19 protein-coding genes are annotated in these 21,995 nt (G+C 67.1%); 7 read left to right on the top strand and 12 right to left on the bottom strand.

Annotated elements, in window-relative coordinates; genetic code table 11:
* Window positions 1-12: 12 nt before the first annotated feature.
* From argJ to ACTXPP_RS12375, 4 genes are all read right to left on the bottom strand, one after another.
* Complete coding sequence (gene argJ / locus ACTXPP_RS12390) at window positions 13-1,191, bottom strand: bifunctional glutamate N-acetyltransferase/amino-acid acetyltransferase ArgJ (protein WP_443342417.1); 1,179 nt, start codon at window positions 1,189-1,191, stop codon at window positions 13-15.
* 25 nt (window positions 1,192-1,216) lie between these two features.
* On the bottom strand, window positions 1,217-2,254 hold the full coding sequence (gene argC, locus ACTXPP_RS12385; RefSeq protein WP_301496462.1) for an N-acetyl-gamma-glutamyl-phosphate reductase: 1,038 nt from the start codon (window positions 2,252-2,254) through the stop codon (window positions 1,217-1,219).
* A 56-nt stretch (window positions 2,255-2,310) separates the two neighbouring features.
* Window positions 2,311-3,378: an ABC transporter substrate-binding protein gene (locus ACTXPP_RS12380; protein WP_443342415.1), complete on the bottom strand. Its 1,068-nt coding sequence runs from the start codon at window positions 3,376-3,378 to the stop codon at window positions 2,311-2,313.
* A gap of 153 nt (window positions 3,379-3,531) precedes the next feature.
* A complete protein-coding gene (locus ACTXPP_RS12375; RefSeq protein ID WP_443342413.1) occupies window positions 3,532-3,732 on the bottom strand; it encodes a hypothetical protein in 201 nt (66 codons plus the stop codon).
* 27 nt (window positions 3,733-3,759) lie between these two features.
* On the opposite strand from ACTXPP_RS12375, the gene ACTXPP_RS12370 reads away from it, so the two are divergent.
* A complete protein-coding gene (locus ACTXPP_RS12370; protein WP_443342411.1) occupies window positions 3,760-4,290 on the top strand; it encodes a helix-turn-helix domain-containing protein in 531 nt (176 codons plus the stop codon).
* Window positions 4,291-4,309: 19 nt separating this feature from the next.
* Here the strand turns inward: ACTXPP_RS12370 and pheT are convergent, their stop codons facing one another.
* The 6 genes from pheT to infC form a co-directional block, all read right to left on the bottom strand.
* A complete protein-coding gene (gene pheT, locus ACTXPP_RS12365) occupies window positions 4,310-6,889 on the bottom strand; it encodes a phenylalanine--tRNA ligase subunit beta (RefSeq protein ID WP_443342409.1) in 2,580 nt (859 codons plus the stop codon).
* Between the two features lie 72 nt (window positions 6,890-6,961).
* Window positions 6,962-7,984 carry a phenylalanine--tRNA ligase subunit alpha gene (pheS, locus tag ACTXPP_RS12360; protein WP_301494606.1) on the bottom strand — a complete coding sequence of 341 codons (1,023 nt, stop codon included), beginning with the start codon at window positions 7,982-7,984 and terminating at the stop codon, window positions 6,962-6,964.
* An 89-nt stretch (window positions 7,985-8,073) separates the two neighbouring features.
* Window positions 8,074-8,895: a TrmH family RNA methyltransferase gene (locus ACTXPP_RS12355; RefSeq protein ID WP_443342426.1), complete on the bottom strand. Its 822-nt coding sequence runs from the start codon at window positions 8,893-8,895 to the stop codon at window positions 8,074-8,076.
* Between the two features lie 242 nt (window positions 8,896-9,137).
* The gene (gene rplT / locus ACTXPP_RS12350) at window positions 9,138-9,518 is read right to left on the bottom strand and encodes a 50S ribosomal protein L20 (RefSeq protein WP_301494593.1); all 381 of its coding nucleotides are present in this window, start codon (window positions 9,516-9,518) and stop codon (window positions 9,138-9,140) included.
* Between the two features lie 59 nt (window positions 9,519-9,577).
* On the bottom strand, window positions 9,578-9,772 hold the full coding sequence (rpmI, locus tag ACTXPP_RS12345) for a 50S ribosomal protein L35 (protein ID WP_075815429.1): 195 nt from the start codon (window positions 9,770-9,772) through the stop codon (window positions 9,578-9,580).
* A 60-nt stretch (window positions 9,773-9,832) separates the two neighbouring features.
* Window positions 9,833-10,441 carry a translation initiation factor IF-3 gene (gene infC, locus ACTXPP_RS12340; RefSeq protein ID WP_301494604.1) on the bottom strand — a complete coding sequence of 203 codons (609 nt, stop codon included), beginning with the start codon at window positions 10,439-10,441 and terminating at the stop codon, window positions 9,833-9,835.
* 336 nt (window positions 10,442-10,777) lie between these two features.
* Here infC and ACTXPP_RS12335 point away from each other — a divergent pair, with 336 nt between their 5' ends.
* Window positions 10,778-12,637, top strand: a complete 1,860-nt coding sequence (locus ACTXPP_RS12335) for a DUF2339 domain-containing protein (protein ID WP_443342406.1) — start codon at window positions 10,778-10,780, stop codon at window positions 12,635-12,637.
* A 23-nt stretch (window positions 12,638-12,660) separates the two neighbouring features.
* On the opposite strand, the gene uvrA is transcribed toward ACTXPP_RS12335, so the two are convergent.
* Window positions 12,661-15,507, bottom strand: coding sequence for an excinuclease ABC subunit UvrA (gene uvrA, locus ACTXPP_RS12330; protein ID WP_443342404.1), 2,847 nt, complete (start codon window positions 15,505-15,507; stop codon window positions 12,661-12,663).
* Window positions 15,508-15,726: 219 nt separating this feature from the next.
* Here uvrA and ACTXPP_RS12325 point away from each other — a divergent pair, with 219 nt between their 5' ends.
* The 5 genes from ACTXPP_RS12325 (at window position 15,727) to ACTXPP_RS12305 (ending at window position 21,556) form a co-directional block, all read left to right on the top strand.
* Window positions 15,727-16,383, top strand: coding sequence for an MBL fold metallo-hydrolase (locus ACTXPP_RS12325; protein WP_301524641.1), 657 nt, complete (start codon window positions 15,727-15,729; stop codon window positions 16,381-16,383).
* 103 nt (window positions 16,384-16,486) lie between these two features.
* Window positions 16,487-18,937: a HelD family protein gene (locus ACTXPP_RS12320; protein ID WP_443342402.1), complete on the top strand. Its 2,451-nt coding sequence runs from the start codon at window positions 16,487-16,489 to the stop codon at window positions 18,935-18,937.
* 37 nt (window positions 18,938-18,974) lie between these two features.
* Entirely contained in the window at window positions 18,975-20,024 is a 1,050-nt protein-coding gene (locus ACTXPP_RS12315) for a GrpB family protein (protein WP_443342400.1), read from the top strand.
* A gap of 33 nt (window positions 20,025-20,057) precedes the next feature.
* Window positions 20,058-20,843 (top strand): helix-turn-helix domain-containing protein, encoded by a 786-nt coding sequence (locus tag ACTXPP_RS12310; RefSeq protein ID WP_443342398.1) that lies wholly within the window; start codon window positions 20,058-20,060, stop codon window positions 20,841-20,843.
* Entirely contained in the window at window positions 20,840-21,556 is a 717-nt protein-coding gene (locus ACTXPP_RS12305; RefSeq protein WP_443342396.1) for a hypothetical protein, read from the top strand. The genes ACTXPP_RS12310 and ACTXPP_RS12305 overlap by 4 nt, the downstream gene beginning before the upstream one ends.
* Here ACTXPP_RS12305 and ACTXPP_RS12300 read toward each other — a convergent pair.
* Window positions 21,470-21,916 (bottom strand): universal stress protein, encoded by a 447-nt coding sequence (locus tag ACTXPP_RS12300; RefSeq protein ID WP_443342394.1) that lies wholly within the window; start codon window positions 21,914-21,916, stop codon window positions 21,470-21,472. The genes ACTXPP_RS12305 and ACTXPP_RS12300 overlap by 87 nt on opposite strands.
* Window positions 21,917-21,995 lie beyond the last annotated feature (79 nt).

Raw genomic sequence — 21,995 nt, 5'->3', positions numbered from 1 at the left:
GTCGTGTCCCCTTTAAGAGCTGTAGGCGGAGTTGATGTGCACGTAGTCGTGGGAGAGGTCGGTGGTCCACACGGTGGCCGTCCCTTCCCCGCCGGTGCCGAGGTCGACGAGAACGTCGATGTCCGCACCCGAGAGGTCCACCTCGCGGGCACCGGGGGCACCGGTGGCGTCGACGCAGACCGGGTGACCGTTGAAGCTCACCGAGATCTTCTCGGCGTCCATGTCCACCGGAGCCATGCCGACGGCCGCCAGGGTGCGCCCCCAGTTCGGGTCGGAGCCGAACATGGCGCACTTGAAGAGGTTGTCGCGACCGAGCACGCGGGCGGCGACCTTCGCGTCATCGTTGCTGGACGCACCGGCGACGGTGATCGCGACCCGCTTGGTGACGCCCTCGGCGTCCGCCTGCAACTGCTTGGCGAGGTCCAGGCACACGGCGTTCACGGCGGCGGTGAGCTCCTCGTCGCACGGGCTGATCCCGGAGGCTCCGTTGGCCATGAGGATGACGGTGTCATTGGTGGATGTCGAGCCGTCGATGTCGATGCAGTCGAAGGTGACCTCGCTGGAGACCTTGAGGTACGGCGCCGGATCATCGATGTGGGCGTCGGTGGTGAGTACGACGAGCATTGTCGCCAGCGACGGGGCCATCATGCCCACACCCTTGGCCATGCCACCGAGGGTCCAGCCTTCGCCGTGGTAGACGGCCTGCTTGCTGACCAGGTCGGTGGTCATGATCGCGGTGGCGGCGGCGGTGGCGGCGTCCTGCCCGGTGGCGGCGTCGGCGGTGATGTCGGAGGTCAGCGTCGCGACACCGTCGAGGACCTTCTCCATGGGCAGGGTGTCGCCGATGAGACCGGTGGAGCACACGGCGACCTCGCTGGCCGGGATGCTGAGCGCCTCGGCCACCGCGTCGATGGTGGCCGTGGCGTCCGCGTCGCCCTGGCTACCGTTGCAGGCGTTGGCATTGCCGGCGTTGAGGATGACCGCGTGGAAGGTGCCGTCGTTGTTGGCACGGGTGAGCTTCACCGGTGAGGCGACGACCTTGTTCCGGGTGAAGACTGCGGCGGCGGTGTACTCGGGGCCGTCGTTGACGACGAGGGCCATGTCCGACTTGCCGGACGGCTTGATGCCTGCGGTGGTCGCCGCGGCCCGGAATCCTGCGGCGGCGGTCACACCGGTGGTGCTGTTGGTCATGTGGTTCTCCTTGATTCCGGTGGCTCTACAGCCCGGCGGTGGGCAGGCCGGCGGTCTCGTCCCAGCCCTGGATGATGTTGAGGCACTGCACGGCTGCTCCGGCGGTGCCCTTGGTGAGGTTGTCGATGGCGCTGGTGGCCACGACGATGCCGTCGGTGACGGTGACCTGCAGGTGGACCATGTTGGTGCCGGTGACACTCTTGGTCTCCGGCTGCTGTCCCTCGGGCAGCAGGTGGAGGAAGGGTTCGTTGGCGCAGTAGTCCTCGTAGGCTCGGCGGATTTCGTCGGCCGTGCCGCGGGCCTCGGCGGTGACGGTGGTGAGGATGCCACGGGTCAGTGGTGCGAGGACGGGCGTGAAGGTGACTTTGACGTCACCGTCGGCACCGTCGGCACCGGTGGTGCCCTCCGGGAGGACTCGGCGGATGTTCTGCGCCATCTCCGGGGTGTGCCGGTGTGTGCCGACCTTGTAGGCGCGCAGGCTGGAGATGGTCTCCCCTCCCAGTAGTCCCACGGCGGGCTTCTTGCCGGCACCGGTGACACCGGTGACGGAGACAACGGAGACCTGCGGGGACATCAGGCCTGCCTGCATGGCCGGCAACAGTGCCAGGGTGGCTCCGGTCGGGAAGCAACCGGGCACGGCGACACCGGTGGTGTCCTTAAGAACCTCCCGGTTGCCGGGCAGCTCCGGGATGCCGTAGGGCCAGCTGCCCGGGTAGTCGCCGCCGTAGTAGGCGTCCCAGTCGGCCTTGTCCGAGAGCCGCCGGTCGGCGCCGCAGTCCAGGACGATGGTGTCTCCCAGATCCAGGGAGGACGACACCCCGTGCGGCAGGGCGAGGATGGCGACGTCGTGGGCACCGAGGATCTCCTCGGTGGTCGCCTCGACGGTGCGCTCGGCCAGTGCCGGCAGGCCGGGGACGAGGTCCCCGAATCGCTGCCCGGCGTTGGACGCGCCCGTGAGCGCACCGATGGTGAAGTCCTTGCCGTACCCTGGGTGATTGAGCAGGAGGCGCAAAGTCTCTCCGCCAGCGTATCCACTGGCACCTGCCACTGCGATCGAGATCATTGTGCCAGTATGCACCGCCCCCACCCGCGATCGCAAGTTATACACGCCCGCGTGTTTTATTCACCGAGTGCTTCGGTGGCCAACTCGCTGAGCTGCTCGGCAGCATAGGGTGTCGCCACCGGTTTCGGGTAGGCCAACGCCCAGGACAGCGGCAGGGTCCCGGACTCCTGTTCCGGAACCTGGATGACCCGCCCACCCTCGACAGCGGTGAGCCCCTGGTAGATCGACTGGCCCTCCAGCCACGTCCGCCCCTCCTCCGGGGTACCCTCTCCCCCGTGTTGGCCGACCAGGATCACGTCGGCATCGATCAACCCGAGGTTCTCCAGGCTGATGTCGGCCCACCCGTCCTCACCGGTGACCTCCTCGGCATTGGGGTGCGGTGCGAAACCGAGGTCCGACAGCAGGGCCTCAGCAGGTGACCCGGCGGAGCTCGTCAGCTCGACACCGATGTCTGCACCTCGGTTGACGATCAACGCGACCGTGGTTCCCTCGAACTCCGGGTGTGCCTCGCGCAGCGCCTCGACGGACTCGTGCGTGTCGTCGACGACCTTCTCCGCCCGCCCCGGTAGGTCCAACGCCTCACCGAGCGCTACAGTAAGGTCCTCCCAACCCTGCTGGTTGTCCCGCTGCAGGTCGACGGCCACCACCGGGGCGATGTCCGATAGAGCGGAGAACTCCGCGGAGTAGTCGTTCCACGGGTTCATCACCACAGCCTCCTCGAACTGATCAGCGTAGGGCTCCCAGTACCCACAGGTGTCCGCCTCCTGGGGGACGATCACCGGGCTCACCCCCAGCGACAACGCCACCTCCAGGTCCCCGGCTCCGCCGACTACGGCTATACGTTCCGGCCGGGCCTCCAGTTCGGTCTCCCCGTACTCGGTATCGATCGTCAGCGGATACTCGCTGACGCCCTCGCCGTCCGGCACAAGACCCTCACCGGACGAGGCGCCCTCGGAACTGCCTCCGTCACCGTCTCCGTCGTCCGACGAGCATCCCGCCAGCACCATGCAGACCGACAGTGCCGCAGCGCACCCGGCTGTGGTTCGTCGCGACGTCCTACCTGCCCACCGGGAACCCCGCCCCGTGGTACGCGTGTACAGCATCTCCTGGTCGTCCTCTCTCACAGCGACTCCGCGTGGCCTGCCCACACAGAGCAACCAGGTAGGTTAGTCAATACTCAGTCGTCCTGGTGTGCGCCGCATGCCACCCTCCGTTCCCCACGTGCCACCCAACCAATCCCCCCTGCCCCACCCCCTGACATCACCACGACATCCCCACTACCTCGCGACGCCGTCGCCGAACTCATCGACATCCCCGCCACCGTCCTCGGCGAGCGGGTGCACCGGGATGAGCACATCCTGCTGTGGCAGGTCCGAGGGACCACGGATTTCCGGGTACGGGACCGGTGCGCCACGAGCTGGGATGAACTGACGGTCCGGGCGGCGCACGCGCTCTGGATTCCGGCGGGCGCGGCCCACACCGTCCACGTCCACGCCAACTCGACCATGCTGCCGACATTCTTCCCGGTAACCACCACCGCCACGACCATGAGGGGCCACCGGCTCGTCCCCGTCGACAACGTCCGGCAGTCCCTGAACCTGGCGCACACCCAGCAGGCGACCACCGCCATCCGACCGCCGGTGAATATCGGCCGACAGCTGCTGTCGCTGATGGAGGATGCCCCGGAGATCCTCGACGGACTACCGACTCCCACCAGTGCGCCGGCCCGACGCGTGGCCGACGTGATCCGGTTCAACCCGGGCGACGACCGTTCGGCGGCAGAGCTCGCAGCCTTCGCGCATGCCTCCTTGCGGATGGTACAGCGTCAGTTCACCACCGAGACCGGTCTCCCCCTCACACAGTGGCGTGCCAGGGCCCGGATGGCAGCCGGTGCCGATCTGCTACGTTCCGGAAGTTCCCTCGACGCCGTCGCCAACCGCGTCGGCTACGCCGATGTCTCGACGTTCTGCCGTGCCTTCAAGTCGCACTACGGCGTGCCGACCAGCGAATACCTCAAGCGGTACACGACAGCCTGACAGCACTCCCCGGGTGGCACTAACCGCGCAGGACGGCGCCGACCTTCTCGGCCGCCGCGGCGACGGCTGCCTCACGGGCCACCGATGCCTCGTCCTCGGTGAGGGTGCGGTCCGGGGCGCGGAAACGCAGGGTGTAGGTCAGCGACCGCTTCGCCTCACCAAGGGAGTCGGAGCGGTAGATGTCGAACAGCCGGATCTGCTCCAGCAGCTCCCCTGCGCCGGACACCAGCGCAGCCTCCACGGCAGCGGCCGGCGTGGTCTCGTCGACGACGACGGCGACGTCCTGGTGGACGGCCGGGAACGGCGAGAGCAACGGGCGGGGGAAGGATTCCGCCAGCGGCAGTCCGTCCAGGTTGATCTCCAGGGCGACGGTGCGCTTCGGCAGGTTGGCGCGCTCGCAGACCTGCGGGTGCAGCTCACCGGCGTGGCCGACGACCTGCTCACCACCGTCGGCAGTGGCGACCACGATCTCGGCACAACGGCCCGGGTGCCAGGGCAGGTACTCGGCGCTACGCAGACTGACCTCGACACCGGCCGCACGGGCGATGGTCTGGGCGGCCTCGAAGACATCGGCGGCTTCGAAAGCGACCGCATCGCCCCAGGTACCCTGCAGGGTGCGGTTACCGGCGGCGATGACCGCAGCATGCAGCGGCTGCTCCGGCAGGGACGCCAGCAGCTCGGCCACCTCGTCATCGGAGGGACGTGCCTTCACCGAGGGCATCGGCGACACACCGGAGGTCTCGGTGGGCAGGGTGACCTGCTCGACACCGTAGAGCGCTGCGTCGGTCTGGCCGCGGGTGATGTTGCGGCGCAGCGAATCGATCATCGACGGCAGCAGCGTGGTGCCGATCAGGGCGACATCGCTCTCCAGCGGGTTCTGGACGCGCACAGCGGACCGACGCGGATCGTCGGCGTCCAGTCCCCAGACATCGAAGACGTCGTTGGGGATGAACGGGCTGGGAAGGATCTCCACGAAGCCGCTCCAGGCCAGGGCGTGGCCGACGCTGCGGCGCATCCGCTGACGCGGGGACAGACCGCGGCCCGACGGGGCGGTGGGAACGATCGACGGAATCTTGTCCAGCCCCTCCAGACGCAGCACCTCCTCCACCAGCTCGGCAGGCATCGTCAGGTCCGGGCGCCACGTGGGCGGGGTGACCTGGATGGCTTTGGCGCCGTTGGCGTCACGGTCGCCGGTCTCACGGACCGTGCAGCCAACCTCCGTCAGACGGGTCACCGTGGTGCCCGTCGGGTAGATCATGCCGGCGGTCTTGCCCGGGGCAGAGGTGTGCATGTCGATCACCGGCATGGCGGGCACCTCGCCGACCAAACTGGTGCCCGGATCGACCTCGCCACCGGCGATGCGGGTCAGCAGGGCCACGGCGTAATCAAGGGCGGCCTCGATGACCGAAGGGTCGGTGCCGCGCTCGAAGCGACGCGAGGACTCCGAGGACAGCTTGTGGCGACGCGAGGTCCGGGCCACGGTGATCTGGTCGAAGAATGCGGCCTCGAAATAAACGCTGGTGGTGTCATCCTGGATCTCGGAGGTCGAGCCACCCATGACACCGGCCATGGACTGGATGCCGGTGGCGTCGGAGATGACGACGTCCTCGGCGTTGAGGGTGCGCTCGGTACCGTCCAGCGTGGTGAGCTTCTGCCCCTGTGCTGCGAGGTGGACGTGCAGGTCACCGGTGATACGGTCGGCGTCGAAGGCATGCATCGGCTGGCCGAGCAGGAACATGATGAAGTTGGTGACGTCGGTCGGTGCATTCACCGGACGTTGCCCGCACAGCAGCAGCTCGCGCTGCAGCCAGTACGGGGACTCGGCGTTCGGGTCGATGCCGGTCACCTTGCGGATACCGAACCGGGCGCACTTGGTCGCCTCATCGACGGTGATCGCCGGCAGGTCGCCGCGTCCGGTGGAGTTCGGCAGCCCGGCCAGCAGGTCGGTCGGCAGTGCGGCTGCCGCCGGGTCCCCCGAGGGGTCACGGAAGGACAGGTCGAAGGAGCTGGCCAGCTCACGCGCCAGGCCGCGGGCGGACAGGGCGTAGCCACGGTCCGGGGTCACGTTGACCTCGAAGACGGTGTCGTCCAGATCGAGGAACTCGCGGGCGTCGGCACCGATGACCACCCGGGGATCCTCCGCCTCGGCACCGCGCAGCGCGATGATGCCGGAGGTCTGCACCTTCGCCAGTCCCAGTTCTGCGGCGGAGCAGATCATGCCCTCGGAGGTCTTGCCGTAGGTCTCGCGTGCGCCGATGGCGAAACCGCCGGGCAGCACCGCACCGGGCAGCGAGACGACGACGATGTCGCCCTCGCGGAAGTTCCGGGCACCGCAGATGATGTGCTGCGGTTCGCCGGTGCCGTTGGCGTCGCCGACGTTGACGTCGCAGTAGCGGATCGGCTTCTTGAAGCCCTCCAGCTCCTCGATGTGCTCGACCCGGCCGAAGACCAGCGGCCCGGTGGTCTCCTCGATGTGCTCGTAGCCCTCGGTCTCGAATCCGACGCGCACGAAACCGGTGTCCAGTTCAGCGGCGTCGACGGAGAAGGGGGCGGTGGAGGTCCGGAGAAGGCGGGTCAGCCAGGACTGTGAGATCAGCATTGTCGGTGCTCGGTTCCTCTAGGTGTGCTGCGTTGCGGGTGCTGCGTGAAGTGTGCTGTGCGGTGCGGCAGGTCAGCCGCGGATGCCGAAGGGCTGGGTGAAGCGGACGTCGCCCTCCACCATGTCCCGCATGTCCGGCAGGCCGTTGCGGAACTGGAGGGTGCGCTCGATGCCCATGCCGAAGGCGAAACCGGAGTAGACCTCCGGGTCGATGCCCGCAGCGGTCAGGACGTTGGGGTTGACCATGCCGCAGCCACCCCACTCGATCCAGCCGGCCCCGCCCTTCTTGTTGGGGAACCAGACGTCGACCTCGGCCGACGGCTCGGTGAACGGGAAGTAGTTCGGGCGGATACGGGTCGTGGCGTCCTCACCGAACAGGGTGCGTGCCAGGTGGTCCAGCGTGCCCTTGAGGTGCGCCATGGTCAGGTTCTTGTCCACCGCGAGGCCCTCGACCTGGTGGAACACCGGGGTGTGGGTGGCATCCAGCTCGTCGGTGCGGAAGACACGACCCGGGCAGGCGATGTAGATCGGGACGTCCCGGTCCAGCATGGTGCGCATCTGCACCGGTGAGGTGTGGGTACGCAGCACCTGGCCGGAGCCCTCCGGGGCGATGTGGAAGGTGTCCTGCAGGGTACGGGCCGGGTGGTCGGGCAGGAAGTTCAGCGAGTCGAAGTTGAAGTACTCTGCCTCGATCTCCGGTCCGTCGGCGATCTCCCAGCCCATGCCGACGAAGATGTCGGCGATCTGCTCGGACAGGATCGTGATCGGGTGCTGGGCCCCACGCTGACCGCGGGCGGTCGGCACGGTGACGTCGATGCGCTCGGCGGCGAGAACCTCGGCGTTGCGCTTCTCCTCCAGGGCGTTCTTGGCCGTGGCGAATGCCTTCTCGATCCGGCCGCGGGCCTGGTTGACCAGGCGTCCTGCGTCCTTGCGCTGATCCTTCGGCAGCGAGCCGAGGTTACGGCGTGCCGCGGGCACCGGGGCGTCGTCGCCGAGGTGGCCACGCCGGAGTTCAGCCAACTCGTCCAGGTCCCCCGCCTGGTCGAATGCCTGTTCAGCAGCGGTAGCCGCCGCCTCGAGCCCGGCCTCACTCATGTCGATTTCGTCAGCCACCTGGCGCACCTCGCACTTGTCTCTCTCGTCCACAAAGTCGGGTAAATGATAGCACCCGGTCGACCACCCCGTTAGCGTCGGGCGACCCGAGAAGTCTCATACAGGCAGATCGCCGCCGCGGTCACGAGGTTGAGGCTCTCGGCCTTGCCGCCCATCGGGATGGAGACCCGCACATCGGCCAGGTCCTGCCAGTCCCCCAGTCCATGTGCCTCGTTGCCGAACAACCAGGCGACCTTCTGCGCCAGCAGCGGTGGCTGACCGTCAGTGCTGGTGGCCGCCTCGTCCAGGGTGACGTCCCCGTCCCCGGCGGTGGCGAGGATCGCGAAGCCCTGATCGTGGAGATGGTCAACGACCTCAGGGACGCTGATGTCACGGGCCACCGGCAAGTGGAACAGGGAGCCGGCCGACGACCGCACGGCCTTACCACCCTGCGGGTCAACCGTCGCTCCGGCGAAGATGACGCCGGACGCACCGGTGGCGTCCGCGACCCGGATCAGCGCGCCGGCGTTGCCGGGCTCCGCGGTCTCCACCGGTACGGCGACGAGGTCGCCGACGGCGGCGGAGGCCAGGCCGGTGAGTTGGTCATTGCACAGGGCGAACAGGCCGGTGGAGGTGACCGACTCGCTGAGGTGCGCTGCGGCCTTGTCGGTGATCAGGTGGACGCGCACACCCCGGTCGTCGGTGCCGGTGAAGGTGTCCAGCTCGCGGCCGAAGGAGTCCAGGGCGTCCTCGGTGAGGTAGACCTCGACGACGTCACCGTCGCGCAGTGCCGAGATGACGGCGTTGGACCCTTCGGCGAGAAAGCGTCCGGTCTTGCGACGCACCGGGGCCCGGTGCAGCTTCGCGGCGTTGACGATGCGGGGGGTACGCTCGCTGAACGGTTCATCTCCCATCCAGCCACGCCAGTCACTGGCCAGTGGTGCGGAGGTTTGGGACGGGGATGCCGGTGCGTCAGTCATGGAGGCCATCGTACCGCGCTGGTCGCCGGTCACCTGAACGCGCGGTCAACGACAACACCAAACCGTCACGCCTGGCTCCCCTGCCCCTGGAAACCACGAAAGCCGCCGCCCACCGTATGCGGTGGGTGGCGGCGTGGGCCTCGGAGCCAGTGACGGCCCCGGGAATCCTCGGGGGATTAGACGGACGGTGCGTTGACGTCCTGCGGCAGAGCAGCCTTGGCAGCCTCGACCAGGGCGGTGAAGGCCTGCGGGTCGTTGACGGCCAGCTCGGCCAGGTTCTTGCGGTCGACCTCGATACCGGCCAGGTTCAGGCCCTGGATCAGGCGGTTGTAGGTCATGCCGTTCTGACGGGCCGCAGCGTTGATGCGCTGGATCCACAGCTTGCGGAACTCACCCTTGCGGGCGCGACGGTCACGGAAGGCGTAGGTCTTGGAGTGGAGGACCTGCTCCTTCGCCTTGCGGTACAGGCGGGAGCGCTGGCCCCGGTAGCCGGAGGCCTCGTTGAGGATTTCGCGGCGCTTCTTCTTCGCGTTCACTGAGCGCTTGACACGTGCCATGGTGGGACGTCCTTATCTTCTAGATCGTTATGGTGCTGTAATCGAGAACGGGAAGGCTTTTATGCCTTGCCCAGCAGACGCTTCACGCGCTTGACGTCGGCGGGAGCAACGTCTTCGGTGCCCTTGAGGCGACGGGTGCGCTTGGAGGGCTTGCCCTCCAGCAGGTGGCGCCGGTTAGCCTGCTCGCGGCGCAGCTTGCCGGAACCGGTGACCTTGATGCGCTTGGCGGTGCCCTTGTGGGTCTTCTGCTTCATCGTGGATCCTTTAACTTCTTCGTGGATGGGTACTACGTAACCGCGTCAGACGCGGTTCGGCTACTTCTTGCCCTTGCGGACCGGGCCCAGCACCATCGTCATATTGCGACCGTCCTGCTTGGCGCGGGTCTCAACAACGCCGTACTCAGCAACATCATCGGCCAGACGCTCCAGGAGTCGGAAACCCAGCTCCGGACGGGACTGCTCCCGGCCACGGAACATGATGGTCACCTTGACCTTGGAACCCTTCTCCAGGAACCGGACCACGTTGGACTTCTTGGTCTCGTAGTCGTTGTCACTGATCTTCGGGCGGAACTTCTGCTCCTTGACCACGGTCTGCTGCTGGTTCTTGCGAGATTCCCGGGCCTTCTGGTCCTGTTCGTACTTGAACTTGCCGTAGTCCATGATCTTGCACACGGGCGGCTTGGCGTTCGGTGCAACCTCAACCAGGTCAAGGTCGGCGTCATAGGCCAGCTTGCGTGCATCGTCAATGCGGACGATGCCGACCTGTTCGCCGCCCGGGCCGACGAGCCGGACCTCGGGCACGCGAATCCGGTCGTTAATGCGAGCTTGAGCGCTAATGAGAACTCCTGACGTAGCAGTGGTAGAAAACTTCTGTACCGCACACTGCAAATGATTCCCCCCTACGCCGCACAGGTCGACGCACATCGGACGCACACAGCAGGACGCCCGCCTTTCGGCGGGGAACCACTGTCTGGTCCGGTTGACCCGAGCCCTGCCTCGAAAGGCGGTCTCAGGTGGGAGTTACTCCACTTGCAGCCTGACACGACGAAAACACCGTTGACAGGCGGTAGTGCGAACAACACTAACATCCTACCCCGGCTGCACAAAATCCGCTGACCACGTCCGCATGTCATCCCCGAGTGCTAGTTTTAGACCATGAACAATCATCGTGCTCCTGGGGGGAGTCCGCACGACCTGGACCGCCTCCGCACTGAACTTCACCGAGCCGCTGCGGCCCAACAAGAATCACTGAGAATCTCCATGGAGATCCTCGAGCGACTCGAGCGTCTGGAACGGGAGGACCGTGTCCAGCGGCGCGCTGCCGAACCTGCCCCGCACGGTCCCCGTCCCGGACGCTGGTCTGGCGTGTCCACAGCCGGCACCGACCATGCGCAGACTGCCCCGCCCGCAGCAGGAGGTCCGGCGACGACACCACCGGTGGCTGCGCCTGCGCCCGCGGTGCCGCCAGGGGTTCCCGCTCCCCCGCCCGAACAATCCGGTTCGTCCGGCCCAAACAGTCCGTCCGGTCCGCCGCGCAGTGAGCGCGACCGGATCACCCTCACCATCTCCATCCTCGGCGCGTCGATCACCGTCATCGGTCTGGTTTTCCTCGCCGTCCAGGCCTTCAGCCGCGGATGGCTGGGCCCCGGCATTGCAGTGACCGGTGCTGCCCTGCTGTGCCTGGCGCTGGGGATCGCGTCGGTGTCCGTGCACCGCCGACACCCGGACGGCCCCACCGCCCCGGCCCTGCTCACGGCCGCGGTACTCGGCGGATACACCGATCTCTGGGTCCTGGTGTTCGGACTGGAATGGCTGCACTCGGCGATCGGCATCGGCATGGGTGCGCTGATCTCGATCATCGGTCTCGGCCTGGCGTTCCTGTGGAACAGACAGGCACTCGCGACGACGCTTGTCATCGCCGGTGCTGCCTTCACCACCCCGGCGGCTCTGCATGTCCTGGACGCCACTGGTTCCGCCAGGTTCGAGACCATCTCCCTCGCCGTCCTCGCCCTCGTCGGCTCGGCCGCCACCTGGCGCCGCGCGTGGAGATCCACCGAGATCTCCGCCGGCGTGGTGTTCACCATCGCCGCGATCACCCTCGCCTCCGACGGCGACCTGCTGGCGCTGACCCTGCTCAGTCTCCTCGGCATCGCCACGATGACCGGGTTGTCGCTCGGTGCACCGGATCTCCCCAACTGGGTTCTGGCCATCGGACGATGGATCCCGGTCACGGTGGTGCCGGTGCTGTGCCTGCTGGCCACCGGCTCGACCTGGTGGGCACCGGGAGTGACTGCCGGGGTCGCCATTCTGATCGCCGGTGCGACCGTGGCCGTCGGGATGGGATGGTCGGCGCTGACCAATACGGCGTTGCGCCCTGCTGCTGATGTAGGCGACGCCGGCGCGACGGTGCGCTCCCTGTCCGTGGCGACCTGTTGTGCCTTCCCGACCCTGGCGGTCATCGCCCTGGCACGTCAGGATTCGGACGCTCCGGTGGCGTCGATGTTGTGGATCCTGGCCCTGCTGGCGGTGACGTCCGGGGTGATCCTGATCAGTGCCCGGCTGCCCCTGGCGGCGACCTGGACGATGCTCGGCCTGTCGGTCCTGGCCTGCCTGCCCCGCGTGATTCCCGCGTGGTTCCCGGACGAGCTCAGTGCCGATGTCACGGCAGTGACCCAGTGGCCCGTCCTGCTGGCACTGGCCGTGCCCGGGGTCCTGTCGCTGTGGCGCGCTGCCGATGTGGGGGCCACGACCGAGTTTGTCAGCGTCACTGCGGCGGCGTTGGGCGCGATGGTCACCTCGGCGATCCCTCTGATCTGCCTGAGCCTGAGCGACTCCGACGGCAGTTTCATGGCCGGCCATCTGCTCATGTCGGTGATGTGGATGGCCACCGGCGTGGCCGTTCTGCTGCACGGCAACGGCCCGGCGGGCCTGGCGATCGCGCTGGCCGCCTCAGCGAAGCTGGTGTTCTACGACCTGTCTGCCCTGTCCGGGTTGACCCAGGTCGCCGCCTTCGTCATCTGCGGCGGCATCCTGCTGGCCTCCGGGTACCTGCGGGAGAGCGGCAAGGCCACCAACAGGCAGCAGGACCTGAACGGTGACCGCGGACCCCGTCAGAACTGACATGGGCTCCGAATCGTCCGGTTCTAGAGCATCTCCTTGAGGAACTGACCGGTGTAGGACTCCTCGACCTGGGCGATCTGCTCCGGGGTTCCCTCGGCGACGACCATTCCGCCGCCGGAGCCACCCTCCGGACCCATGTCGATGATCCAGTCCGCAGCCTTGATCACGTCCAGGTTGTGCTCGATGATGAGGACGCTGTTGCCCTTGTCGACCAGCCCCTGGATCACCAGCATCAGCTTACGGATGTCCTCGAAGTGCAGGCCCGTGGTGGGCTCGTCGAGGATGTAGATCGTCCGACCGTTGGACCGCTTCTGCAGCTCACTGGCCAGCTTCACGCGCTGGGCCTCACCACCGGACAGTGTCGTCGCCGCCTGGCCGAGCCGGACGTATCCCAGTCCGACGTCCACCAGGGTGTTGAGGTAGCGGGCGATGGAGGTGATCGGCGCGAAGAACTCCGCGGCCTCGGTGATCGGCATCTCCAGGACCTCGGAGATGGTCTTGCCCTTGTAGCGGACCTCCAGGGTCTCCCGGTTGTACCGGGCGCCCTCACAGACCTCGCAGGGGACGTAGACATCGGGCAGGAAGTTCATCTCGATCTTCAGCGTGCCGTCACCGCGGCAGGCCTCACACCGGCCGCCCTTGACGTTGAAGCTGAAGCGGCCGGCCTTGTAGCCACGCACCTTTGCGTCGGTGGTTTCGGCGAAGAGGTTACGGATCTTGTCGAAGACACCGGTGTACGTCGCCGGGTTCGACCGCGGGGTACGACCGATCGGACTCTGGTCGACGCGGACCAGCTTGTCGAGTTGGTCGAGGCCGGTGACCTTGCGGTGGTGACCGGGCACCTGCCGGGCTCCGTTGAGGTCGTTGGCGAGCACCTGGGCGAGGATGCCGTTGACCAGACTGGACTTGCCGGAGCCGGAGACACCTGTCACGCAGGTCAGCACGCCCAGCGGGAAGTCCACGGACACATTGCGCAGGTTGTTCTCGGTGGCCCCGTGCACGGTGATGACCCGGTCGGTGTCCACCTCCCGGCGGGTGTCCGGCACAGCCAGCACCCGACGGCGGGACAGGTACTGCCCGGTCAGTGACTCCTCCGAGGTGAGGATGCCGTCCGGTTCACCCTGGTAGACGACCTTGCCGCCGAACTCACCGGCCCGTGGGCCGATGTCGACCAACCAGTCGGCCGTCTGGATCGTCTCCTCGTCGTGCTCGACGACGATCAGGGTGTTCCCCAGGTCACGCAGGTTGCGCAAGGTGGAGATCAGGCGCATGTTGTCGCGCTGGTGCAGTCCGATGGACGGTTCGTCGAGGACGTAGAGAACCCCGGCCAGTCCGGATCCGATCTGGGTGGCCAGGCGGATGCGCTGGGCCTCGCCGCCGGACAGGGTGGCCGCGGCCCGCGAGAGGTTCAGGTAGTTCAGTCCGACGTCGAGCAGGAAGCGCAGGCGCGCCTGGATCTCCTTGAGCACCCGGCCGGCGATGATCTCGTCACGCTTGGCCAGGGTCAACTGGTCGAGGAAGGAGCTCGCGCCCTCGATGCTCAGGGCGGAGACGTCCGAAATGGACATCTCCCCCATCCCGGACTTCACGGTGACCTGCCGGATCTCCGGACGCAGTCGGGTGCCCTCGCAGGCGTTGCAGGGCACTTCACGCATGTAGGCCAGGAAGCGTTCCTTCTGGTGCTCGCTCTCCGCCTGGTCGATCTTGCGCTGCAGGTACGGGATGACCCCCTCGAACGGCGCCGAGTACTGGCGGGAGCGGCCGTAGCGGTTGCGGTAGCGCACGGTGATCTCGTCCGGGTGTCCGTGCAGGACGGCCTTGCGCTGGGCCTTGGTCAGCACCGACCAGGACGTCCGCGGGTCGACACCCAGGTTGTCGGCCAGGGCGGCGAGCAGTTTGTCGAAGTAGCGGTGGTTGGGGCTGGAGGACCACGGAGCGACCGCCGACAGCAGCGGGGCCTCGTCGTCCGGGATAACCAGGTGCTCGTCCATCTCCAACCGGGTACCGAGACCGTCGCAGGTCGGGCAGGCACCATAAGGGCTGTTGAAGGAGAAGCTGCGTGGTTCGAGCTCGTCGATGGCCAGCGGGTGCCCGTTGGGGCAGGCCATGTTCTCCGAGAAGCGGCGGTATCGGTTGGGGTCGGACTCGTCCAGCCCGACAAAGTCGATCACCACCCGCCCATCGGCCAGTCCCAAGGCGGTCTCCACCGAATCGGTCAGGCGCTGCTTCTGCACCTCCTTGACCTGCAGCCGGTCGACGATCACGTCGATATCGTGCTTGACCTGCTTCTCCAGGGTGGGCGGGTCGGACAGCCGGTAGGTCTCACCGTCGACGAGCACACGGGAGTAGCCGGACGATGCCAGGTCCTCGAAAAGGTCGACGAACTCGCCCTTGCGGGTGCGAACGACCGGGGCCAGAACCTGGAACTTCTGGCCGGTCTCCATCTCCAGCACCTGGTCGACGATCTGTTGCGGGGTCTGCCGCTCGATACGCTCACCACACTGCGGACAGTGCGCCACACCGATCCGGGCGAACAGCAGACGCAGGTAGTCGTGGATTTCGGTGATGGTACCGACCGTCGACCGCGGGTTGCGGTTGGTGGACTTCTGGTCGATGGACACCGCCGGCGACAGGCCTTCGATGACCTCGACGTCCGGCTTGTCCATCTGACCGAGGAACTGTCGGGCGTAGGAGGACAGGGACTCGACGTAGCGGCGCTGGCCTTCGGCGAAGATCGTGTCGAAGGCCAGCGAGGACTTTCCCGAACCCGAGATGCCGGTGAACACGATCATCTTGTCGCGGGGCAGGTCGATGTCGACCCCCTGCAGGTTGTGCTCGCGTGCACCACGCACGGTCAGAATGTCAGCCACCCGGGCTCTCCTTCATCGTGAAGTCTCAGTGTGTCTTGAGTGTGTCTTCTCTGTGGGACGTTTCGTCAGGACATCCCACGGTCTCGCGACCATGCTACGTGACGACCCGGACACAGTCGAACGGATAATCGAACACTGTGGCGTTCATCTCGGTCCCCGCAGATTTCCCGGGGTCCCGGCGCACGTTCCGTGTCCGGGCCGTCCTCTACGGTGGAGTACATGACCACCGAGACCCCCACCACCGCAACCGTGACCGTGACCCGCGTCGGCCCGATGGACAACGGCAGCTACCTGATCAGCGCCGGCGGGAACGGCCTGCTCATCGATGCCGCAGCCGAACCGTCCCGCCTTCTAGACATCGCCGCCGAGCAGCAGGTGACGATCACCGATGTACTGACCACCCACCGCCATGCCGACCACGTCGGCGGCCTGACCGAGGTACTGACCGCCACCGGGGCACGGCACCACGCCTCAGCGCAAGACGCCGCCGACCTGCCGGAATCGGTGGATGTGACCTGGGGCGAGGATCCGTCCCCCGACGAGCCCCGGGAACTGACCACCTCCTCTGACCCGCTCAACCAGCTTGGCCTGCAGTATGTGATCCTGCGTGGGCACACCGATGGTGGCCTCGCGGTGATCCTGCCCGCCGAGCACGCCGCCGACGGACTCACCCATCTCTTCCCCGGCGACAGCCTCTTCCCCGGCGGTGTCGGGAAAACCGACGATGCCGAGACCTTCACCCGCCTGCTCGACGATGTCACCGCCCGCTGCTTCACGCTGCCGGCCGATACGATCGTCCACCCCGGCCACGGCGACCCGACCACGATCGGCGCAGAACGCCCCCATCTCGACGAGTGGTGGCAGCGCGGCTGGTGACCACACAGCAGCCGGGGCAGGGGTACAATTGTCGCTCTGTCACCCAAGCGTCGTCACCGAGTCCAGTGACAACACCCGCAGCCACCCCGCCGGCCAGGAGACCATGAGCACCACCGCGTCCAGCAGTACAGAGACCGCGCCGACCCCGGAGATCGACGCCGAACAGGCGACCCTCGACGAGCTGCTCTCTGTCGTCGATGAGGCCCGTGAGCGGCTCACCGACCGGCTCCGTCGCGTCCAACGCCGCAGCGCCGACATCGACCAGCCGCAGCTACTGCTGGAGCGCGACCACGAGACGGCCTCCATCAGCCAACGGATCGACGAGTACTCCGCCGCAGAGATCGGCCTGTTCTTCGGGCGCATCGACGTCGAGGACACTGAACCGGAGAACCCGGTGGTCGACGACTCCCCCGGTGGCGACGGCAGCACGCTGGACCGCCGCTACATCGGACGCATCGGTCTGCACACCAACGACGACGAGATGCGCACCCTGCTGATGGACTGGCGTGCCCCGATGGCACGCCCGTTCTACCTGGCCACCACCCTGCACCCGGAGGGAGTGCATGTGCGCCGGCACATCCGTACCCGCGGCCGCACCGTCACCGACGTGGCCGATGAACGCCTGACCGGGACCATGACCGGCGAAGACAGCGGTCGCACCGCGACCACCGCCGGTGCCGGTGCCGGTATCGGAACCACCGGTTCGGTGGCCCAGGAGAGCGCCCTGTTGCACGCGGTGAACCGTGCCCGCGACCGGCACATGCACGATATCGTCGACACGATCGTCGCCGAGCAGGATCGCATCATCCGTGAGGAGCACCGCGGAGTGACCGTGGTCCAGGGCGGGCCCGGCACCGGGAAGACCGCCGTCGCCCTCCACCGCACGGCCTACCTGCTGTACACCTGGCGCGAGCAGCTGGCGAACACCGGTGTTCTGATCGTCGGCCCCAACCCCCGCTTCCTGGACTACATCTCCCAGGTCCTCCCCAGCCTCGGCGAGACCGGCGTGGTGCTGGCCACCCCCGGCACCCTTCTTCCCGGTGTCACCACCCGACCGTTGAGCGCCGAGCCGCTGATCGGTCAGGAGGTCAAGGGGTCGGTGGAGATGCTGGAGATCCTGGCCAATGCTGTGAGTGACCACCAGCAGGTCCCGGAGGCCCCGATCATCTTCGACGTCGACAGCGTCCGCGTGTCGTTGACCCCGAAGATCGTCCGCCAGGCACGGACCCGGGCGCGTCGTTCCCAGCGCCCGCACAATCTTGCCCGTAGCCGGTTCCGGGATTCCGTGCTCGACCAACTGCGCGATACGATGGCGAACTCCATCGGTGCTGACCCGCTCGGAGGGGAGAACCTGCTGAGCCCGGCCGACATCGCCCAGCTGCGCGAGGACCTCGCCAGCGAGAGCGCCATCGCCGAGGCCATCGACGAGCTGTGGCCCGAGCTCACCGCCGAGGAGGTCCTCGCCGGGTTGTACGGCTCCCGTGAAGCCATCGACTCCGCCGCCGCCGAGTACGACGACCTCACCCGTGATGCCTTGCTGCGCGACGGAGACGGTACAGCCGGGCGGGAGACACCGGACGACTGGACCGAGGCGGACGCCCCATTGCTCGATGAGCTCGCCGAGATCCTCGGCATCGCCGGTGCCGAGGAGGCTGAGGCCGAGGAGCGTAAGCGCTGGCAGGCGAAGGTCGACGAGGCGCAGGACGCCCTGGATATCCTCAGTGGCTCGGCCTACCAGGACCTCGACGACGGCACGGATGCCGAGATCCTCATGGCCTACGACGTGATCGACGCCGAGCAGCTCGCCGAACGCCAGCGGGTGCGGTCCTCGATGTCCACGGCCGAGCGCGCCGCCGCAGACCGCACCTGGGCCTTCGGTCATGTGATCGTCGACGAGGCGCAGGAGCTCTCGGCGATGGCCTGGCGGATGATCTTCCGCCGCTCCCCCAACCGGTGGATGACCCTGGTCGGCGACCCGGCACAGACCGGCAGCCCGGCAGGTGTCGAGCACTGGTCGGATGCCCTGACCCCCTTCGTCAAGGACCGCTGGCGGCTGCGCGAACTGACCGTGAACTACCGCACCCCGGCCGACATCGCCGAGATCGCCGCCGACGTTCTCGCCGAGATCTCCACCGATCAGGACGCCCCGGAGTGTCTCCGTGACACCGGCACCGGGGTGCGCACCTATGGCCTGCGGGACGCCGCGACGGCCATCACGGATGCCGTGGCGACCGCGGGTGACGGACTGGTCGGGGTCATCGCCGTTGCTGGACGGGTCCCGGAACTGGAGGACCTGGTGCGTCTCGGGCTCACCGGTGATAGCGCCGGTTCCGACTCCGGTTCGAACTCCGGCTCCAGCCCCGACCGGATGTCTGACCAGGTGGTGATCTCCGACGTCAACGGCGCCAAAGGCCTGGAGTTCGATGAGGTCGTACTGATCGAGCCCGCCGAGATCGCCGATGCTTCACCCCAGGGCCTCAACGACGTCTACGTGGCCGTCACCCGCGCCACTCAGGGCCTGACCCTGGTCCACGACACAGACCTCCCCTGGTGAGGTCCGCCGCTCATCGTCGCTGGGTAGTCTCAGGTGCATGAGTGTCTCCCACCCTGACCGAGTCTTCCTCAATCTTGCGGTCGACCTGGCTCGTCAGGCCTGGCGCTTCGGGGATACCCCCTTCGGTTCGGTGCTCGTCGCCGCCGACGGGATGATCCTCTTCACCGACCGCAACCGGACGGTCACCGATTCCAGCCCGTTGCTGCACCCGGAGTTCACCATCGCCGAGTGGGCGGTCGCGAACCTCTCAGCGCAGGAACGGTCGGCCTGCACCGTCTACACCTCGGGTGAGCACTGTCCGATGTGCGCGGCAGCCCACGGCTGGGCAGGGTCGGGACGCATCGTCTACGCCTCCTCCTCAACGCAGTTGGCGGCGTGGATCGTGCAGGAACAGAACATGAACGCGTCCCCGATCGCCCCGCTCCCGGTGCAGGACGTGGTCCCCGACATCATCGTCGACGGGCCCGACGAGGAACTCTCCGACGAGGTCCGGCGGCTGCACCGTACTCCATTCGAGCAGGACCAGTCACTGGTCGGCGGCCGACAGCCCCGCCATGTCGACGTCCTGCACTATGACCCGGCATGGCCCGGGCGGTTCGAGGCAGAACGCGACCGGATCCTCACTGCCCTGGGAACCACGGCAATACGAGTCGAGCACATAGGCAGCACCTCCGTCCCAGGACTCGCGGCAAAACCCGTGATCGACATCAACGTCAGCGTGGAGGACGTCGACGACCACACCGCGTTCGTACCGTCGCTGACTGATGCCGGCTACGAAATCCGGGTCACCGAACCCGGGCATGTAATGTTCCGGACCCCGGCCAGCGACGTCCACGTCCACCTGTGCAACGCCGGGAGCTCCTGGGAACGTCGACACCCGCTGTTCCGCGACTGGCTGCGGGATTCCGGGCCACAGAACCTCGCCGACCGGGAAGCCTACGGGGAGTTGAAGCTGTCCCTGTCCGGGCGCACATGGGAGGACATGGCTGTCTACAACGACCGTAAGGGACCGCTGATTGCCGAGATCATGGCGCGGGCGGAGAAGTGGGCTGAGGCCACGGGTTGGCACCTCTGCCCCCAGCCTTGACCTTGTCACGCTGACAAGGTGCACGACGGGGCCATGAAGATCAGCGATGAAGCCGCGGCAGCAGGATGTTCCCCACGGATTGTGCGCTACTACCACCGCACGGGCGTCCTCCCTGAGCCGCCACGTACCTCCGCTGGATACCGCGACTACCAACTGTCAGACGTCGCCCTCCTGTTGAAACTCCGCACCCTGACGGACGCCGGCATCCCCGCCGCCACCCTGCACGGTGTGCTCACCAGGGACACGTCCGTCCGAGCCGACATCGTGCAGGACGCACTGGACAATGTCCACAAGGAGATCACCCGCCTGCACCACCAGCGGGGCCGCCTGTTCGCAATGCAAGGTGGAACCTCGGGCATCCCGACCGACATCCAGGCACTCATCACCGACCTTCGGCGATGGGTCACGGACCATGACGAGCACGGAACGCTAGCGGAACTCCTCGACCAGGACCTCCAGGGGTTGCAGCTGATGGCCGACGCAGGGGTCGCCACCCCGGAGACCTGGGAACTTCTCCGCCGAACCCTGGTCGACGAGCGGCGGCGGTCTGCGACCCTCGACGGGCTGGCGGCGTGGTCTACCCTGGCCAGCTACACCGAGTCATCCGCCTCCCCCGATTCTCCCGACTACCCCGCCGTTGCGCATCTCCGGGACGTGATGATCCGCTCCATCGATGACGGCGTCCTGGGCGGGCTCCCCGACACCCTGCTCGACGGCGACGTGCCCCTGGCGACGACGGACATCCCGACCACCGGTGCCCAGAGAACAGTCCTCACTGACCTGGTGAAACACATGGAGCCGGCGCGGAGGTCCCGGTGAGCACCCTGACCAGCGTACTGAAGTTCCTGTCCAGGCACCCTGCGGTGCGGGTGGGCAAGGCGGAGGCACGTCTGTGGCGGGGCTTCTGGTACCTCATCCGTGGCCGTCTCATCGTCCCGGATGGTGCCACGCCCATGCCCGCCACCACCGGCGTGTGGTTCCTTGCTGGTGCCATCTCTGTGGCGACAGTCATTGAGATCACCGCGGTCGAGCTCCTCGTCCCATGGAAAGAGCTGCGCATCATCCTGGCGATCGCGTCGGTCTACTCACTGATGATCTTGTGGGCGATGCTCGGGCGACAGAAAACCTACCCCCACTATCTCGACAGAGACTCCCTGGTTCTCCGGCGTGGTGGGCGGGTCCTGGCCGAATTGCCGTGGTCGATGATCCGGGACTGTGCCCGCGATCGACGTTACGATACCGACCAGGCAACAGTTGACGACGGAGTGCTGACGTTGGGCACCGGCGAGGGGACGAACATACGGATCACCCTCAACGCCGGGCTATCGGTCGCCGATCCTGACCGTTGGCCCTGGCAACGTCCCCAGCCCGTAGAGATCTCCGAAATCCGACTGTGGCTCGACGAACCCGCAGAGGCCCCGGCAGCCCTGACAGCCTCAGCCCAACTACACCGTGTGCACGATCATCACGTCGCAGTCAGACTGGCGGGCAACGTCCGCCGGCACCGAGCCGAGCAGTCGTCCGGTCAGTGAGTTGATCCCCCGGTTACCGACGATCAGCAGGTCCGCGGACTCATCGGTGACGATGCCCATCAGCGCCTCCACCGGCGAGCCCTCCTTGACGGCGGTGACCACGTCCTTCGCGCCGACCTCCTGGGCCGCTGCGACGGCGCTCTGCAGGTTCTCGTGGGCGGGGTCGTCCCCCACCACCGTCTTGGAATCCATGCGCACGGCCTTCACCGCTGCATCAGCATCCCGGTAGTACGCGCAACCGATCACGAGACGGGCATCGAAGGCTGCGGCCAGCGCCGCTGCCCGACGTACCGCCAGCAGGGACGACTCCGAACCGTCCGTACCGACGACGATGGTCCCGTAGGTGGTGAACTCGCTCACTGCCATCCCCTTTATGGTGCTCTTTGTGGTGTTCGTGTGTCTCCGGAGGTTATCCGTTCCTCCCCAAAGACTACCGCAC

Source organism: Candidatus Corynebacterium faecigallinarum (assembly GCF_052264515.1).
GTDB classification, from domain to species: Bacteria; Actinomycetota; Actinomycetes; order Mycobacteriales; family Mycobacteriaceae; genus Corynebacterium; species Corynebacterium faecigallinarum.
The sequence above is the reverse complement of the archived record's forward strand: the minus strand, read 5'-3'. Positions and strand labels throughout refer to the sequence as shown.